Annotated in this window: 17 protein-coding genes; 12 read left to right on the top strand and 5 right to left on the bottom strand. The window is 44.3% G+C overall.

What is annotated here, in order from left to right; genetic code table 11:
- The first annotated feature begins 3 nt into the window (after positions 1-3).
- From NST34_RS01910 to NST34_RS01920, 3 genes are read left to right on the top strand one after another with little or no spacing between them, the layout of a single operon-like run.
- Positions 4-1,158, top strand: coding sequence for a sensor histidine kinase (locus tag NST34_RS01910; protein ID WP_341127019.1), 1,155 nt, complete (start codon positions 4-6; stop codon positions 1,156-1,158).
- Positions 1,155-1,757, top strand: coding sequence for a response regulator transcription factor (locus NST34_RS01915; RefSeq protein WP_042184310.1), 603 nt, complete (start codon positions 1,155-1,157; stop codon positions 1,755-1,757). Before NST34_RS01910 ends, NST34_RS01915 begins: the two co-directional genes overlap by 4 nt.
- Before the next feature lie 18 nt (positions 1,758-1,775).
- Positions 1,776-2,477, top strand: a complete 702-nt coding sequence (locus tag NST34_RS01920; protein ID WP_076285147.1) for a histidine phosphatase family protein — start codon at positions 1,776-1,778, stop codon at positions 2,475-2,477.
- A 108-nt stretch (positions 2,478-2,585) separates the two neighbouring features.
- Here the strand turns inward: NST34_RS01920 and infC are convergent, their stop codons facing one another.
- Both infC and NST34_RS01930 read right to left on the bottom strand, forming a co-directional pair.
- On the bottom strand, positions 2,586-3,104 hold the full coding sequence (gene infC, locus NST34_RS01925) for a translation initiation factor IF-3 (protein ID WP_042184315.1): 519 nt from the start codon (positions 3,102-3,104) through the stop codon (positions 2,586-2,588).
- 60 nt (positions 3,105-3,164) lie between these two features.
- The gene (locus NST34_RS01930; RefSeq protein ID WP_341127020.1) at positions 3,165-4,070 is read right to left on the bottom strand and encodes a LysR family transcriptional regulator; all 906 of its coding nucleotides are present in this window, start codon (positions 4,068-4,070) and stop codon (positions 3,165-3,167) included.
- A 110-nt stretch (positions 4,071-4,180) separates the two neighbouring features.
- On the opposite strand from NST34_RS01930, the gene NST34_RS01935 reads away from it, so the two are divergent.
- The 3 genes from NST34_RS01935 (at position 4,181) to NST34_RS01945 (ending at position 6,558) form a co-directional block, all read left to right on the top strand.
- Positions 4,181-4,585 carry a tautomerase family protein gene (locus tag NST34_RS01935; RefSeq protein WP_341127021.1) on the top strand — a complete coding sequence of 135 codons (405 nt, stop codon included), beginning with the start codon at positions 4,181-4,183 and terminating at the stop codon, positions 4,583-4,585.
- 1 nt (position 4,586) lies between these two features.
- Complete coding sequence (locus tag NST34_RS01940; protein WP_341127022.1) at positions 4,587-4,916, top strand: carboxymuconolactone decarboxylase family protein; 330 nt, start codon at positions 4,587-4,589, stop codon at positions 4,914-4,916.
- 85 nt (positions 4,917-5,001) lie between these two features.
- The gene (locus NST34_RS01945; RefSeq protein ID WP_341127023.1) at positions 5,002-6,558 is read left to right on the top strand and encodes a sigma-70 family RNA polymerase sigma factor; all 1,557 of its coding nucleotides are present in this window, start codon (positions 5,002-5,004) and stop codon (positions 6,556-6,558) included.
- A 72-nt stretch (positions 6,559-6,630) separates the two neighbouring features.
- On the opposite strand, the gene NST34_RS01950 is transcribed toward NST34_RS01945, so the two are convergent.
- Entirely contained in the window at positions 6,631-7,524 is an 894-nt protein-coding gene (locus NST34_RS01950; protein WP_341127024.1) for a helix-turn-helix transcriptional regulator, read from the bottom strand.
- 144 nt (positions 7,525-7,668) lie between these two features.
- Between NST34_RS01950 and NST34_RS01955 the strand changes: the two genes are divergently transcribed.
- The 3 genes from NST34_RS01955 (at position 7,669) to NST34_RS01965 (ending at position 12,464) form a co-directional block, all read left to right on the top strand.
- Positions 7,669-9,921 (top strand): beta-L-arabinofuranosidase domain-containing protein, encoded by a 2,253-nt coding sequence (locus NST34_RS01955; RefSeq protein ID WP_341127025.1) that lies wholly within the window; start codon positions 7,669-7,671, stop codon positions 9,919-9,921.
- Between the two features lie 311 nt (positions 9,922-10,232).
- Entirely contained in the window at positions 10,233-11,948 is a 1,716-nt protein-coding gene (locus NST34_RS01960) for an ABC transporter ATP-binding protein (RefSeq protein ID WP_341127026.1), read from the top strand.
- Positions 11,949-11,981: 33 nt separating this feature from the next.
- Positions 11,982-12,464: an NUDIX hydrolase gene (locus NST34_RS01965; protein WP_076300085.1), complete on the top strand. Its 483-nt coding sequence runs from the start codon at positions 11,982-11,984 to the stop codon at positions 12,462-12,464.
- Between the two features lie 82 nt (positions 12,465-12,546).
- On the opposite strand, the gene NST34_RS01970 is transcribed toward NST34_RS01965, so the two are convergent.
- Positions 12,547-13,122 (bottom strand): TetR/AcrR family transcriptional regulator, encoded by a 576-nt coding sequence (locus NST34_RS01970; RefSeq protein WP_076300086.1) that lies wholly within the window; start codon positions 13,120-13,122, stop codon positions 12,547-12,549.
- Between the two features lie 243 nt (positions 13,123-13,365).
- Between NST34_RS01970 and NST34_RS01975 the strand changes: the two genes are divergently transcribed.
- A complete protein-coding gene (locus NST34_RS01975) occupies positions 13,366-14,550 on the top strand; it encodes an MFS transporter (protein ID WP_076300174.1) in 1,185 nt (394 codons plus the stop codon).
- An 86-nt stretch (positions 14,551-14,636) separates the two neighbouring features.
- Here NST34_RS01975 and NST34_RS01980 read toward each other — a convergent pair whose 3' ends face one another.
- Positions 14,637-15,533 (bottom strand): LysR family transcriptional regulator, encoded by an 897-nt coding sequence (locus NST34_RS01980; protein WP_341127027.1) that lies wholly within the window; start codon positions 15,531-15,533, stop codon positions 14,637-14,639.
- 349 nt (positions 15,534-15,882) lie between these two features.
- Here NST34_RS01980 and NST34_RS01985 point away from each other — a divergent pair, with 349 nt between their 5' ends.
- Complete coding sequence (locus NST34_RS01985; protein WP_341127028.1) at positions 15,883-16,554, top strand: O-methyltransferase; 672 nt, start codon at positions 15,883-15,885, stop codon at positions 16,552-16,554.
- 69 nt (positions 16,555-16,623) lie between these two features.
- Entirely contained in the window at positions 16,624-17,169 is a 546-nt protein-coding gene (locus NST34_RS01990; protein WP_341127029.1) for a GNAT family N-acetyltransferase, read from the top strand.
- The last annotated feature ends 15 nt before the right edge of the window (positions 17,170-17,184 follow it).

The following is a 17,184-nucleotide window of genomic DNA, read 5'->3' on the forward strand; positions in this document are numbered from 1 at the left end:
GTAATGACCGAGCGTGGACAGTTCCAGTTATTTCCGAGAAGTCAGGGGTTTTTCCCTTATGTATGGGCTGTATATCTGATTTTGCCCATCCTGAATTTGCGCGGGGAGACTGGAGTGAAGCTCATTCTAGGTGGGATTATGATAGCGGTGTTTGCCATCAGCTATCGCCAGCTGTATTGGGTTCGGGGTGGCGTGTTTAATGTTTGGTTAACGACTCAAATGGTGATCATCGTGGTGCTTAGCTTGTTCTATACGCCCTTTAATCTGTATATGGGCTTTTTCACCGTGAATTTTATAGCTTATTATACGGAGAATAAAGGGTTTAAAATTGCATTTACTTCTTTTGTGGTCATGGTACTTTCGGTGCTGGTCTTAGTAGGCCGTGAGTTGGAATGGGTTAGTATTATGTTCTTAATCCCGTTTATCGTTATTATGCTGATTATGCCATTCGGCGTAAGATCCATGCATCAACATCAGAAGCTGGAGAAAGAGCTAGATCAAGCTAATGAGGTGATTAAAGAGTTGGTGAAGCGTGAGGAACGCATGAGAATCGCTCGTGATTTGCATGATACCCTCGGGCATACGCTGTCCTTAATTACATTAAAAAGCCAACTCGTAGAGAAGCTGGTGACCAAAAATACGGAGCGAGCCCAAGAGGAGGCGCGGGAAATTCAGCGTACTTCACGGGCTGCGCTCCGTCAGGTGCGCGAGCTAGTGTCGGAAATGCGTGCGATCTCAGTAGCAGAAGAACTGGCAGAAACCGGGGAAATGCTGCGCACGGCGGAGATTGCCTTGGAAGTGGAAGGGGACATCTCGCTAGAGGGAGTATCCGATCTGACGCAAAATATTCTCAGCCTCTGTATCAAAGAAGCGGTGACTAACATTGTGAAGCATAGTAGAGCGGATAAATGCTTCATCGGGGTGGCAAAGACCGCCGGAGAAGTTCGAGTTACCGTTAAAGATAACGGAATTGGCCTCCAGAACGGTGAGAGATGTAATGGTGAGCTTAGTGATGGAAATGGTATGAAGGGGATGGCGGAACGTCTATCCCTGATTGATGGCTCTCTGTCGCTAAGCTCAGAAGAAGGTCAGGGAACTACGCTGATCGTTATGATCCCTCTAATCGTTAAGGAAGCAACAGGAGGTGAGAGTGCATGATAACCATCGTTATAGCGGAGGATCAACGTCTGCTTCGGGGAGCGATGGCATCGCTGCTGGATCTTGAGGATGATATCGAAGTCGTCGGAGAGGCTTGTGATGGAGCTGAGGCGTTAGCTTTAATCGACAGGCTTCAGCCGGATGTATGTCTCATGGACATTGAAATGCCGTTCAAGAGCGGGCTGGAGGTTGCAGAAATATTGCGGAGTAAAGGTTGTCCGACTCGAATTATCATCTTGACCACCTTTGCCCGTCCGGGCTATTTCGAGCGTGGAGTGAAAGCTGGTATACAAGGATATTTGTTGAAGGACGAGCCTGTAGATAAGCTGGCTGAATCTATTCGCCGTGTCATGGCTGGACATCGGGAGGTATCCCCCGAGTTAGTTTTTGGTAGCCTGCGGGAAGAAAATCCACTAACAGCACGGGAACGAGAGATTTTAAAGTTGGCTGGTGAAGGGCAAACGGCGGCGGAGATTGCTTTTTCGCTACACCTTTCTTATGGAACTGTTCGCAATTATATTTCAGAAATACTCAATAAGCTGGAAGTGAAAAGTCGAATTGAGGCGGTACGACTGGCAGAGGAAAAAGGCTGGATTTGAGGGGAGCAGGGCATTATTATGCAAATATTTCTGATTCGTCATGGTGATCCGGACTATTCCATAGATGGTCTAACAGAATTCGGGCATCAGGAAGCAGCAGCACTAGGAAAACGCATGGCATCTATCGGTCTGGATGAACTATATGCTTCACCACTGGGTAGAGCACAGACAACAGCCAGTTATGTGGCCAAAGAGACGGGACTTGTAATTCAGACAGAACCTTGGACTTGTGAACTGGATTGGACAGAGATTATGTTAGATGGACAATTGTCGTCTATTTGGGATAGCCCCGGAGAACATATTAGCGAACTATCGAGTGGAAAGAGAGTATGGTCTGATGAAACAGATCATTGGTTGAAGCAAGAGGAATACAGATTGCGGTTCAGCGAATTACAAGTGGCTTCAGATCAATTCTTACTTCGACACCATTATAAAAGAGAAGATGGCCTGTATAGGATCCTTGAGCCTTCTACCAAGAAGATTGGAGTAGTATGCCATGGCGGCTTTGGTCTCGCATGGCTAGCTCATTTATTACAGATTCCTTTAGCTTTGGCTTGGTCCGTATTTTGGTTAGCGCCAAGCTCGGTAACGACGATCTTGTTTGAAGAGCGCAGCGAGAACTTTGCGGTTCCTAGATGTATTGGACTAGGAGATGTCTCCCACCTTTATGCTAGCGGCATGAACTATCGCCCGAGGGGATTAATGGGCAATCATGTTTAAAGTGAATGCTTAAGAGTGAGTAAGAACATTGCCTATGAAGTGAAAGGCCATCCCACAGAGGATGGCCTTTTTACTAGCTCTATATGATCGGAACGAATAGAGCACTCTTCAACGTGGATTTAATTTCACCTGTGACCCTTTACCACCTGTCTGGATGCCAGTGTCCTTCGTTCCAACTTCCTTCAAGTCAGTCACTAGTCGCTCCAATACGGCCTTGGAGGCAGCCGCTTCTTTGGCGCCGGATGCCTTCACGACTAATTGCACCGGCTTGCCGGAGCGGAGATGCTTCTCAGCCTGACGGAGCTTCGTATCGTAGTCATGCTCTTCAATATGAGCCGTGAAGCGGAGCTCTTTGACCTTCTCCTTGCTGCCGCCCTTTGCTGCTGAGCCACCACTAGCCTTGCGTGCTGAGGCTGCTTCTTTCTGCGCGGCCGCTTTTGCTTTGCCCTTTGCAGTTAGGCTGCAGGGCGGTGGGCTGCTCATTAGTGAGGTGCATACCAGATCAGCACCTGCTGAACGAGCCATGGCCAGCGCCTCTTCTCTGGACACAATCCCCAGCTTCTCACCTCTAAGTCCAGTAAGTACTACTTCGGATGCTCTAATTTGTTCGTTAATTAATACGGCCACTTGGGTGAATCCTCCCTGAGAACAATGATATAGCTATCATATATGGAACTAGCTTGAGGTTCAAATATGGAGCGTAGGATTAGCGTTACTAATCCTCTCAATTTCCTCTTTTATGATTTGTATGAATAGTTTTTTTGATGATGTTGCTAGATATTCTCGGTTGCGCCGCTGCAATATACCAACTTGAATGAACGGCTCGCTTAGTTCAACATCGATTTTTATTATATCTGTCATTAAAGATGTCGAATCAAGCACTACCCCCACCCCAGGGTTCTTTCTTACAAAATGAGGAATAGCAGAAATTTGACTTATGGTGGATAGAGTGGGCTTTGATTCGAATCTCGAAAATTGCTTAGCTAACCGAAGATAATATAAGCAAGTGTGTCCTCCAGCTATAATTGGATATTCAAGAATTTCTCGAAATGGAATATCGTGTCGTTCGCTTAAAGGATGATTGTGATCTACTATAAAAGCTATTTTCTCGTGATAGAGCGGTTCGAAATAAAAGAAAGACAGGTCGGACGGCTCACCGCAGATGGCGAAATCCAGTTCTCTTTGTAGAACAAGTTGTGAGAGGGAATCAGTGTTACCCTGAATGAAGTTACATGCCATCTTTGGTTTTTGCTCATGAAATTTTCGCAAGGCGTTCGGTAGGACGGATTCCATCATGGATTCAATGCCTCCGATATGAAGTGTGCCAATTTCGTCATGCTGTAAAGCCTTGGTGAGTTCTGATACATAGTTCCAATGTTGAATAAGGTTATCGATTTCCGCTGCAAAAACTTGCCCAGCACTTGTCAGTTCTACTTCCCAGCCTCTGTGAAAGAGTTGTATGCCCAATTCTTTTTCAAGTCGTTGAATTTGGTTGGTAATGGTAGACTGCGCATAATTCAACTTCTCGGCAGCGCGTGAGAAAGTGCCTTCTTGAAGGATGGTCTTAAAAGCCATCAGTTCTTTTAGATCCATCGATTGTCACCTCTATCGGTATAATTGATTAAGATTATTATCTTATTCAATTATATAAATCAAAATACTGAGAGTACAATAAAAGAATTCCAAAGAAGGAGTGAATTAAAATGCCATTCATTAGAGTCAGTTATCTGGAGCAACAATACGACATTCATCAGCTAGAAGGAATATGTAGAGCGATTATGAGCGCGTTAATTCAGCATTTCCATGTACCGGAGGATGATCTATTTCAGGTTTTTCATGCACATAAAGCGGGGGAATTTTTTTATAGTAAAGATTATTTAAATATTGAACGAAGCGACGGACTGATATATATCCAAGTTACGCTAAAGTCCGGAAGATCGACGGAGCAGAAAACAAGCTTTTACGCGATGTTAGCCGAGGAATTATCGATGACGCTAAACATCAGAAAAGAAGATATATTCATTGTGCTCGTCGACACGGAATTCGAAGATTGGTCGTTTGGTAACGGTGTTGCTCAAATGCTACAACCTCCGGTTAGGGAGGTGTAATATGGCGCAGCAGAAAATCATCACAAATGTACGGGAATCGTTAGGGGAGTTCGCTCCGGCATTCGTCGACTACTCGGAAAATGTGTTATTTGGGGACTTATGGAGACGGGAGCAATTATCACTTCGGGATCGTAGCATGATTACGATTTCTGCTTTGGTGATGGGGGGCATGACGGAACAACTCCCCTATCATCTGCGCTTGGCTTTAGAGAACGGATTACAACTTGAAGAAATTGTGGAGGCCATTACCCACCTTTCTTTTTATGTAGGCTGGCCGCGAGCCTCTTCAGCTCTAGAGGTTGCAAAGGATGTAATAGGAAAAAATAAATAACGTCTGACTTTTCAATCCCATCCGTAACCTTTGGGAACTTCATTGGCACTTGTATATAATACGGAAGAAGGGAGCGGGGGAGAAAATGCTTCAGTATATCGAAGAGGCTAAACAAGGAGACCGACAAGCTTTTGAACAGATTGTTAGGCATTTTACACCGATGGCCAATGCAGTTGCGTTCGAAAAGCTGCGTGACTATCAATTAGCGGAAGATGCTGTGCAGGAAGCTTTCACAGAAGCCTTTTTGCATTTGAATAAATTACGAGCAATAGAGGCATTCTCGGGCTGGTTTAAAGCTATTGTGGTGCGGCAATGTTATCGTATCTTGCGAAGAAAGCAGCATCCTGCATTACCCTACGATGAAGCTGCGCAAGCGACAGAATCTTCATTTAGTGTGGCGGACATTATTGAGAAAAAAGAAGCGCGACGACTACTTCACGAGTCTATAGCTGCATTGACATCCAATATGCGGATCGCCGTTCAATTATATTATTTTCAGGGATATTCCCTTCAAGAGATTGCTGACTTTCTGGGGACTTCAGTCCCGGTATTGAAGAAACGACTCTTTGATGCTCGCCGCAAGCTTAAGGGTGCGCTACCTGTTGCGGATGTCCTCTCCGTGTTCAATCATTTGTACGAAGGAGGAAAAGGTGTGCTTCATATTGTAAATGGAGATGTAGTGGGAGAGAAGCTGCGGCAAGGAATCGTGAAAGGTGATGTACTAGTATGGAGAGAGGTCTACTCTCATGGTCAGGTCTTTTTAGAGCCTGGGGAACAGAATAACCGCTTAGTAAGAGCGCATTATTTAGAACAAACGATGGGGATTCCGCAGAAGGAATTTATACAGATCAGTAAGGAACAGGAAAAGATCTTAGCTGATTTTCATAAATATGATGAAGTTGTATTATGGTTCGAGCATGATCTATTCGATCAGACGATGCTGTGCTATTTGCTCCATTGGTTCTCCAAGCAGAAGAAGGGATCCACGAAGCTGAGTTTATTGTGTATTGGAGAATATCCCGGCATTGAGCTGTTTCGAGGACTTGGACAACTATCTGTAGAGCAAATGGAGACTTTATCAGGAACGTGGAAGTTAATCGGCGACAAGGAGCTAAAGGTAGGCCAAGAACTCTGGGAAGCCTATGTATCACCGAATCCAGAATCATTACAACAGCTACTAACTAAGGATACATCCGCATTGCCATTTGCACATGACGCCTTCATAGCGCATTTATCTCGGTTCCCATCGACCTCTAATGGACTTGGTATTGTTGAACAGATGACTCTGGAGATGATTCATGCTGGAATGAATTCCCCTTACGGGTTGTTCAAAAATGTGGGAGATAAGCTTCATATACTAGGCATGGGCGATTTGCAATATTGGCATATTCTAAGACAGATGGCACAACGCCCGTACCCTTTGCTGCAAACCCATGGGTTCAATGATTTTCCTGGTTATAACGATCCAGTAATGCCATTCAAAGACTGCGAGCTTGCATTAACCGAGCTAGGCAAAAGTGTATTGGCTGGAAATGAAGACTGGGTTCAGAAAAAAGGAATCGATGAATGGTATGGAGGGGTGCATCTGCAAGGATCGACTCCGCGCTGGCGATGGAATTCTTCTTCGCAAACGATTCAATAATTTAAAGTTTGTTAGTTAGAGAAGGGGCTGTCTCAAAAGTAGTGAATGCTACTTAGAGGCAGCTTCTTTACTTCAATCATTATTCATAAACGTCTTATGATAGGCGTTACGATATTGGGTCGGTGTCATGTTTTCGTATTTTCGGAAGAGGCGCATGAAATATTTATCGTCGGTGAACCCCGTCTCTGTCGCGATTTCCCTCACGCTGAGGGCGGTTCTGGTTAGCAGCTCCTTCGCTTTAGTCACACGTACGGAATGAATATACTCCAAAGGCCCCATCGAGGTATGTTGTTTAAATAGCCGAGCTAAATAATCCTTGTTGTAATTGAATTTCTCCGCGATGATTGCCACCGTAAGAGGTTCGCTTGCATGTATTCTTGTCCACTCGGCTATTTTTACAAAGGTGACATCTTGCTGCGCACGGATTAGCTTACTGGCGAACGGTTGAAGCGCATGCTCAGAAAGCTCAATTAAGAGTGAGGTCAACAAATAATTAACGCTGGAATAGGTTAAATACCCCGAGTTGGCTACATGGAGGATTTGATTCGCCAGAATATGAATCCGGTCACTGTGCTCGATCTTTATGAACTGTGGTAGATATAGATCATGTACGGACCATAAGCGCTGTGTGCGCGAAAAGATTTTTTCCGCCTCAGGCTTCATTTCCTCCTCACTCAGTAATAACCCCTCGGTTGTCAGTTCGAAATGAAACCAATAAAACTTAACCCCGGGTCGTGACTCTCTATAGCCGACATGTGTGCGATTAGGCATAAGTAAAAGGGCTTCGTCAGGGCCTACTTCAAATTGTTTGTTTTGCTCACTCAAATATACCGTTTCGTTCACGCCAATGATTAGTTCGTAGTTCCCCATAACACGCTCCACATGCTTCCATGGTGTTTCTGAGATAAATTCACCTGCCGCTGTAAAATGAACAGGTACATCTACATTAATTTTTAAATAGGTCATGCGGTCCTCTAGCAATCAATAAGTCGGGTTTGTCCACTATTTGTACGACTGATCTACCGACAAATCAACGTTCCGATGTTATCTTATGGATACAAATATACACTTGTCATATCACCCTGACAAGATTGCGAGGGAGCGATTTCATTGAAGACGCAAGCTTTTGATTTGCAGAATGTACGCATTGATTCAGGTCCACTTCTCCATGCGATGGAGTTAAACACGGATTATTTACTCAAGCTTGAGGCAGATCGGCTTCTGTCGCGTTTTCGCCAATATGCTGGCTTAGAGCCTAAGGCTGCTCATTATGAAGGCTGGGAATCTCAAGGCATTAGCGGCCATACGTTAGGCCATTATATCTCTGGATGTGCGTTAATGTATGCCTCTACAGGGAATGAAGAGTTGCTCACCCGCGTGAATTATGTAGTAGACGAATTGGAGCATTGTCAGGATGTGCATGGTAATGGCTTCATTTCCGGTATTCCTCGTGGCAAAGAGCTGTTTGAGGAAGTGAAGGTAGGCGACATTCGCTCACAGGGCTTTGACCTTAACGGTGGCTGGGTACCGCTGTACACGATGCATAAGCTGTTTGCGGGTCTTCGTGATGCTTATCGATTGGCCGGAAATCAGAAGGCGCTCGTTATTGAAACGAAGCTTGGAATGTGGCTTGAAGATATTTTTGCTGGGCTGAATAAAGATCAGATCCAAGAGGTGCTGCGTTGTGAATTCGGCGGTATGAATGAAGTCCTCACAGATTTGGCAGAGGATTCTGGCGATGACCGTTTCCTCACGTTAGCGGAAAGCTTTTATCATGGGGAAGTGCTAAATGATCTTGCTATAGAAAAAGATACCCTAGCTGGAAGACATGCTAATACACAGATTCCAAAAATCATTGGAGCTGCTAGACAATATGAGGTAACAGGGCAGGAGCATTATGCAGGTATTTCCCGCTTCTTCTGGGATCGGGTCGTGAATCATCATTCTTATGTGATCGGCGGCAACAGCTATAATGAGCATTTTGGTGAACCGGATAAGTTAAATGATCGATTGGGTGAAGGTTCATGTGAGACATGCAACACGTACAACATGCTGAAGCTGACTAAGCATATGTTCCAATGGGATGCGTATGCAGCGTATGCGGATTACTACGAACGTGCAATGTATAACCATATCCTAGCTTCTCAGGAGCCGGTAGATGGACGTGTGTGTTATTTTGTATCCCTTGAAATGGGTGGGCATAAGTCGTTCAACTCCCAGTTTGAGAGCTTTACATGCTGTGTAGGCTCAGGAATGGAAAGCCATTCTATGTATGGATCGGCGATTTACTTCCATAGTGAAGATGAGCTGTATGTGAATCAGTACGTACCCTCAACAGTGACTTGGAAAGAGCAAGGCATTAGTTTGAAGCAAGAGACCAAGTTCCCTGAAGAGGGACAAGGCACCCTGCGTATCAGCACGGAGAAACCAACTAAATTCACATTGAAGCTAAGATACCCTTACTGGGCAGAGCAAGGTATGAGCGTGAAAGTAAATGGTGAAGACATTCAAGTAAATGTGGGCAAATCCAGCTACCTAGCTTTGGATAGAGTATGGCAGGATGGAGACGTTGTCGAATATGATATTCCGATGTCGGTAAGAATCGAGTCCATGCCGGATAATCCAAACCGAATTGCATTCCTCTATGGACCGCTTGTGCTTGCAGGTGATTTTGGACCTATAAATGCTGAGCTAGGCAGTGATCGCGCCCTTGCTTCTGTATTAATTGGAGATCGCGAGACGCTAACGGATAGCCTGATTCAGTCTAACGTTAGCAAAAATGTGTTCCGGATGAAAGGTTTAGGATATGCAGGAGACCATGAGCTTCGTCCATTTTACCCTATGCATGATCATCGTTATTCCGTGTATTGGGATTTGTTCACGCCGGAGGAATGGAAGCTGATAGAAGTTGAGTATCGCGAAGCCGTGGAGAATAACTTGCTGCTTGAACAGCTAACCGTCGATTCGGTACAACCTGCTGAAATGCAACCTGAACGTGACCATAACTTCGAAGGAGAGTATGTAGGCTTAGGCAAAATCTACAACCGCAAGTATCGCGATAGCTGGATCAATGGCTGGTTCTCCTTCACGATGGAAGTCTTGCCAGAGGAGCAAGTGGATCTGGTGGTAACGTATTTGAAGTCCAACGATACTTCGGTGGCTTTCGATATTACGGCAGATGGGGAACAACTTGGGCTAGGCGTCCTTGAGTCTGAAGAGATGAACAAGCTGGAGACCATTCGTTACGAGCTTCCGCAGACGATCACGGGCAGCAACTCAGCGGTTACGATCAAGTTCGCTTCGCATGAAGGACATAAGGTGGGCCAAGTGGCAGGACTACGTATCGTCAAACGTAATTCTTGAAATATATGGATTAGAGAATTATAATAGGAACAATTCTTTTAATTGGGGTGAAATGGATGTCTTTCCGTATCGTTCGAAGTAACTAGTTATCGGGCTGGGTCAAACGCGTACCAGCTATCAAGGGGGGAGTCTGCCCTTTTGATTACATTAACTAGAGCTTTGAACGGTGCCATAGGCAGCTTTTTGTATAGAGCCAGGCACTTAACCTATTTAACTTTGAGAACCGTTTATTTGTGGATGGTTTTTAATAGTTGGATGGTGGGGGTTGCCTGGCTTTTTTGCATTCAATTAAAAGATAGGGGATTAACGATATGTTGAAAAAGAGTCTAGCTCACCTGAAATGGTGGATATGCGGTTATATTTTATTGGGTTTTACTATTCAGCTGCTGAGTAGTTTAGGCATTGTAGTGTTTCAAAAAATATTAGACAAGGTCACGGTGATCAACAGCTTTGGTGAGCTATTTAATTTAATCTTGGTGTACGGCCTTTTGCTGGCAGGGGTGGTGATCCTAAATTATGTGGATGAATACCCTTGTGTGTATTTATCGAACAGTATAACGGAGAGGTTAAAGATACTTGCACTATCTAAAATATCCAAAATCGACTATCAAGCCTATCAGGATATGGGCACAGGTCAGATGATTAAAGTGATCGAGAATGGAGCAGCAGCTGGAAACAGCATGATTTTCTCCTTTTTCCTCAAAACATTACATGAGTTATTGCCCACTCTTCTGTTCAGTCTTATCTTTATCAGTTTCTATGATTTAAGGATCATGGTAGTGATTGCTGCTGGCTATGTGGTCGTCTTTTTGATAACGAATCTGCTGTTGAAATTTCTGTATGCGAGGAAGGCGGCCATTCTAGAGGAACAAGAAAAGATGTCCAGATTCTCTATCCGTGGATTTATGGAATTAGTCGTCTTCCGAACGAACAAAAGATATGAGAAAGAGATCGATAAATTAAGCCAGACTGCACGCACTATCATTCAAAAAAATGCCCAGTTACAAATGATCCATGAAGCTTTTTTCGCGATATTCGAGTTGTTTGTCACGATTATTAAAGTCGTTGTCTTAATTTACGGTGTGAAAAGCATTGTCGCAGGTGAGACGTCACTTGGTGTTGTGGTCGCTTTGTTTATGTTTATTGATAAGATTTATTCGCCGATTGCTATCTTCAATGTCCTCTTTGTAGATTACAGACTGAATAGAGTGACCTACAAGAGATTTGAAGAGTTTATTCATGCCCCAGAAGATAAGAATCTAGAACGAGGAGAAGTTATCACTGAGATCCACGGTAATATTGAATTTAGGGATGTATCTTTTGATTATGGGCAAGTGAAGATCTTGAATAATCTATCCTTTTCGATTGCACGAGGAACGTCGGTTGCTATTGTCGGATTAAGTGGGGGCGGTAAATCAACTCTGATTAAGTTAATCGTAGGCTTATTAAAAAAGGACAAAGGTGAACTCTTATTGGACGGTAAGGATATCGATGAGATCCATCTGGATAGCTACTATGATCATATCTCTTACTTATCACAAGACACGCCGATTTTTGACGCTACGATTAGGGACAATATTGTATTTGATGAGCATTCCTTGTCCGATGAAGAGTTGTATGAGATTTTGGAAAAGGTTCATCTGCAAGAAAAGGTAAGCCAATTACCGGATCGTTTAGACACTTTGGTAGGTGAAAAAGGGGTTAAATTATCAGGCGGGGAGAGACAGCGATTAGCTTTTGCCAGAATCATTGCTCAGAAAAGAAACATTCTAATTCTAGATGAACCTGTTTCTGCACTTGATAATATTACGGAGCAAAGCCTTATGGAGACGATTTTGCAGGAATTTAAGGATAAAACCATCATTATTGTTGCCCACCGACTAAATTTTATAAAAGACGTTGATAAGATACTGGTAGTGGACCAAGGCTCGGTCGTGGGTGAAGGAAAGTTTGATGATTTAATAGAGCATTGCGAAGCTTTTAAAGCGTTATGGAATAGAAAAATATCGTTTACAAATGCTGATTAAATTGTTAACCTCTTCTAAAAAGAGGTGCATTCTATGGCTTGGCCAACACATATTGTAGCGGCAGGTGGATTCGCAGAAAATGAACAAGGAGATATCCTTTTAGTAAAGACTCATGATGGTGGATGGGTATTTCCTGGTGGACAAGTAGAGGTCGGAGAGAACCTGGTGGATGCATTAATTCGAGAGATTAAAGAGGAAAGTGGAATAGACGTCACGGTATCTCAATTGATTGGTGTGTATTCCAATACAGGCATTCATAAATGGTATGACGGTGTAACCGATGTTCCTACCAAGGTTATGTTTGATTTTATCTGCAAGCCTGTGGGTGGGGAATTATGTACCTCGGAGGAAACCTCTGAAGTGATGTGGATGGCAAAAGAGAAAGTACTTGATTGGATTACACAACCGGCTATTCGTACCCGCTATCAAGCTTATTTGGATTACGATGGGAATACGAGGTATATGGATTATGTAACTGGAGACACGTTTGAAGTTAACTTAGATCGAACGGTGTAAATATAAGTGATAGGCCATCCTGCAAAGGATGGCTTTTTAAAATATAAGAAAGTATAAGTTTCGCCAAAGGCGTTTATGCTCGTTATGCTTTGATACCCTCAAAGGCAGAGGTGATCAAATATTTCACAAAAGCTTCGTCTAGCTCATCCCCTGTGATCAGAAGCCGATAAAATATCGGTCCATACAGCAGATCAATCGTGATCCCAATATCCAGTTCCGCTTTTAATTGGCCCCGGGTCACCCCACGCTCCAACAACTGTCGTGCCTCTTGGCGACGGGGAGCGAAAAACCTCGCACGATAGGCCTCAGCAAGGCCGGCATCAAATTGACCTTCGCCGATCAACTCGGTAATGATCTTTCCTTCTCGGCTGCGAAGAAAATTAGCCAGGTTTGTGGCATGCATCATAATATCGTCCATGACCGAACCGGTGTCCGGCACTGGCAATCTTGCGGATGCTGCAGAGAGGTAGCCGTCCATGACCACAGCTGCTTTGTTAGGCCACCATTTATAAATGGTCGCTTTACTTACCTTGGCCCGTTCCGCGATTTTCTCTACGGTCACCGCACCAAATCCAGTCTCTAGTAGTAAATCATACGATGCTGCCAGAATAGAAGCCTCGGCTTCGCTATTGCGCGGCCGTCCTCTTTTTTTATCCATCAGAGATCCCTCCCGATTAATCTATCCTTTATTTAACTTGCGATCTAAAAAGAAACTATACGTTCATTATACAAAAGGTTATGTGAAGTAGCCAATCGCCTATTTACAAAACTGAACGTTCAGTATATATTTAAATTAATTAATGAACTGTACGTTCAGTATTTATAATCGAAGGGTGGAGATCTTATGAATCAAGGAAGACGAATGAATCCTGTAAGTTCAGGAAGTTCAGTGAATTCAGCGATGGAGCATGCGGAAGGAAAGACGATCCCTGGATGGATTACATTTCTATTAGCGGCCTCCTGCGGACTAATTGTGGCCAATCTGTATTACGCCCAAACCCTGATCGGACAGATCGCCCAAGCTACGCAGCTTTCTTCTGGGGCAGCGGGTCTGATTGTAACTTTGACCCAGGTAGGATACGTTCTTGGACTTTTGTTCGTAGTACCGCTTAGCGATATTATTGAGAATCGCCGCCTGACAGTGGTGTCGCTGGCTGTGGTGGTGGTATCACTGGTAGCAGCCACACTAGCTCCGAATGCAGCGATCTTTTTGGGAGCATCCCTGTTCATTGGTCTCGGTTCCGTAGCTGCCCAGATTCTTGTGCCGTATGCGTCTTTTCTGGCTGCTGAAGAGCAGCGCGGCCGGGTGGTCGGTAATGTAATGAGTGGGCTGCTGCTCGGTATTATGTTCGCCCGGCCACTGGCCAGCTTTGTCTCTGGATTGTGGGGTTGGCATGCGATTTATGCCATATCCGCCGTAGTGATTTCCTTATTAACACTTCTATTGTCCCGTGTGCTGCCGCAGCGTCAACCTGTGCCTACAATGAATTATGGCGGATTGATCCGTTCTCTAGGTACTTTACTGAAGAGTACGCCAGTGTTACGCCGCCGGGCGATTTATCAGGCTAGCCTGTTTGGAGCTTTCAGCCTGTTCTGGACGACGGTCTCTTTGCATCTGGCCGATACGTATCATTTAAGTCAGCAAGGCATTGCCTTGTTTGCGCTAGCCGGAGTGGCTGGGGCTATCGCTTCTCCCATCGCTGGGAGATTGGCTGACCGGGGCTGGACCCGCCCTTTGACCGGACTTGCGTTTGTGCTGGCAGCTGTGGCTTTTCTTCTTGCTTACTTGTTTCAGAATGATTCAAGAGTGACGCTCGGATTGCTGGTTGCAGCAGCTATTATGCTGGATATGGGGGTATCGGGTAATCTGGTGCTTGGACAAAGGGCAATTTATTCCCTTGGCAACGAGGCGAGAGGACGTTTAAACGGATTATTTATGGCGATATTTTTTGTAGGCGGAGCCGTTGGCTCTTCACTAGGCGGCTGGGCATATGCGTACGGGGGCTGGAGTCTGACCAGCTTGATCGGTCTGGCGCTGCCGATCTTGGCCTTCTTGTACTATTTAACGGAGAAGAAGCAAGCGTAAGGCGTTCCAATAAAGCCTGTACTTACAAGGACTGCTCTCCGGGCTGGATATAGTCAGCCTAGTAAGCAGTCTTTTTTTAAAAAATGCTACATCGTATAAGGATTTTGGCGAATCATTTGAATAAGGTTTGCCGCTGAGGCGGATAATGGTTCATTTTTTCGCGTACAGATCGCAATGCTGTTCTTCAGATGTATGCCTTCAACATAAACTCGGCATAACTCTCCACGTTCAACATATTCGCGAACAACGAGTGAAGAGACGAAGTTGGCGCCATACCCGGCGATAACGGCTTGAATCGCTTCATGAAGTCCATTAAACTGCAAAGAGATCGTGGGAGCTGGCGTATTATATGTACGGCATAACGATAATAATCTCTCTCTCGTCGAACTCCCTTCCTCACGCATGACAAAGGGCTCCTTCATCATTTCGGATAAAGAAATTCGCTGATGTGCATAGGGGTGATGGGGTGCGACCACAAACCATAACTCATCCTGAAATAACTCTTCTGTCCGGATCGTATCTGGATAGGCTTCGGTAATCCCTCCGTAAATCGCCATATCCACGTCTACATTTAACAGCTGCTTCAGGGCATCGCTTGAATTGGTGGTAGTAATCACCATTTCCACTTGCTCATATTGTTGCTTGAACTTTGCGATCCAGGTAGGAATAAGGAAATGAGCGGGCAAATACGTCGCGGCTAGACGAATACTTCCATTCGTGCCGTTTACATAATCTTGAGCAAATTGTTCGATCTGCTGTTCAACGGCGAACAGTCTTTTCGCGAGTAGAGCAAGCTCTTCACCCGCATCCGTTAAAGAAATTCCTCTACCTTGAGGCTTAAATAGGGCGAAGGATAGTTCCTTTTCGAATTTCTTGATCTGAGCCGTAATCGCAGGCTGACTGATATTTAAAGTTTCGGAGGCGCGTGTCACACTGCCCGTTGATGCGATCACATGGAATAAGCGCAAGGCGTGTAGATTCATGGTTAAGCTCCTATCTGCTATCGTTTAATTCATATATTTAATATATAGTTTAGATTTAAAGATATATTATATTTATGATTATAACTGATTTACAATACAGGTATGAAGTTGAAGTTGAAGTTGAAGTTGAACTTGAATCTTTAGTTAGGGAAAAGGAGTACCGAAGAGGAGGTTTGGAACTGTAGGAGCGTCAGCGACCGCCTTTGTCTACGGATTTCAACCAAGAATAGTGGTTTTAATCGAAGAAATCTGGAGACAACAGCGGCCGGAAGTCCAAACACTCCTCGTAGTTACGACCGATCCCTAATTGTGGAAATGAAAATTTTATTTCAAAGGAGAAGTGATAAATATGAATCAAACGACTACATGGGATAAAGTCGATCAGTACATTACAGAGCGCTTAATTCCGCAGGACTCCGTGCTGGAGGAAGTGTTGTCCGCGAATCAACAGGCAGGGCTGCCGCCCTTTGATGTCTCACCTAGTCAGGGAAAATTCCTTAACCTATTGGTTCAAATGAAAGGTGCACGCCGGATTCTGGAGATTGGCACTTTGGGTGGGTACAGCACGATTTGGATGGCAAGAGCGCTTCCGTCTGATGGACAAATCGTTACCTTAGAGCTAGATCCATCTCATGCTCAGGTGGCTGGGGCCAATTTCGCGCTTGCTCAGGTAGATGATCTGATAGAACTTCGTATAGGCGATGCTTTGGGGCAATTGTCTCAGATGAAACAGGAGGGTGTGGAGCCCTTTGACTTTATATTCATTGATGCTGATAAACCTAACAACCCTAACTATTTACAGTGGGCGCTTCAATTTTCCCGGCCCGGTACAGTGATTATAGGCGATAATGTGATTCGTGAAGGCGAGATCATTAACAAGAATAGCAAAGATCCTCGTGTAGTAGGCGTACGTGAATTTTATGATCTGTTGGCTGAAGAGCCTAAGATTTCGGCTACTGCCATTCAGACAGTGGGAAGTAAAGGGTATGATGGTTTCGTATTGGGGATTGTGAATAGCTGATATATGTATTGCAATATCCAACAATTGCAATATAATCTATTGAAAATCCAATAGTGAGAGGTACTTTCTATGCAACCTACATTTGAAACACAAAGGTTAATACTAAGACCGTTTCAATCCACAGATTCAAGTAAAGTTCAAGAGCTTGCTGGGGATATAGAAGTAGCTAGAACAACGCTGTCTATTCCTCATCCATACCCTGATGGAGCGGCTGAATCTTGGATTGGTGCCTGTAGGAAAAGCGCAGACGAAGGGGAAGGATTTCCTTTTGCTTTAATTAGTAAAGAGAGTAATACCTTAATAGGCTGTATGAGTCTAAATATAGACAAATCGCATAAAAGAGGTGAGCTTGCTTATTGGGTAGGAAGACCTTTTTGGGGAGATGGCTATGCGACTGAAGCAGCTAAGCGATTAATTGATTTTGGATTTCAAGACCTCGCATTAAATAAAATATGGGCAGCGGCAATGACTAGAAATCCTGCCTCCTCTAACGTTATGAAAAAAGCTGGAATGAGATTTGAAGGAGAATTTAAACGGCATATTTTAAAATGGGATAAATTCGAGGATATAGTCTTCTACGGGTTAACTAGAATTGAATATGAAGATAGGAGATAGAGGTATGATAACAAC

The organism is Paenibacillus sp. FSL H7-0714 (assembly GCF_038003765.1).
GTDB lineage: Bacteria > Bacillota > Bacilli > Paenibacillales > Paenibacillaceae > Paenibacillus_AQ.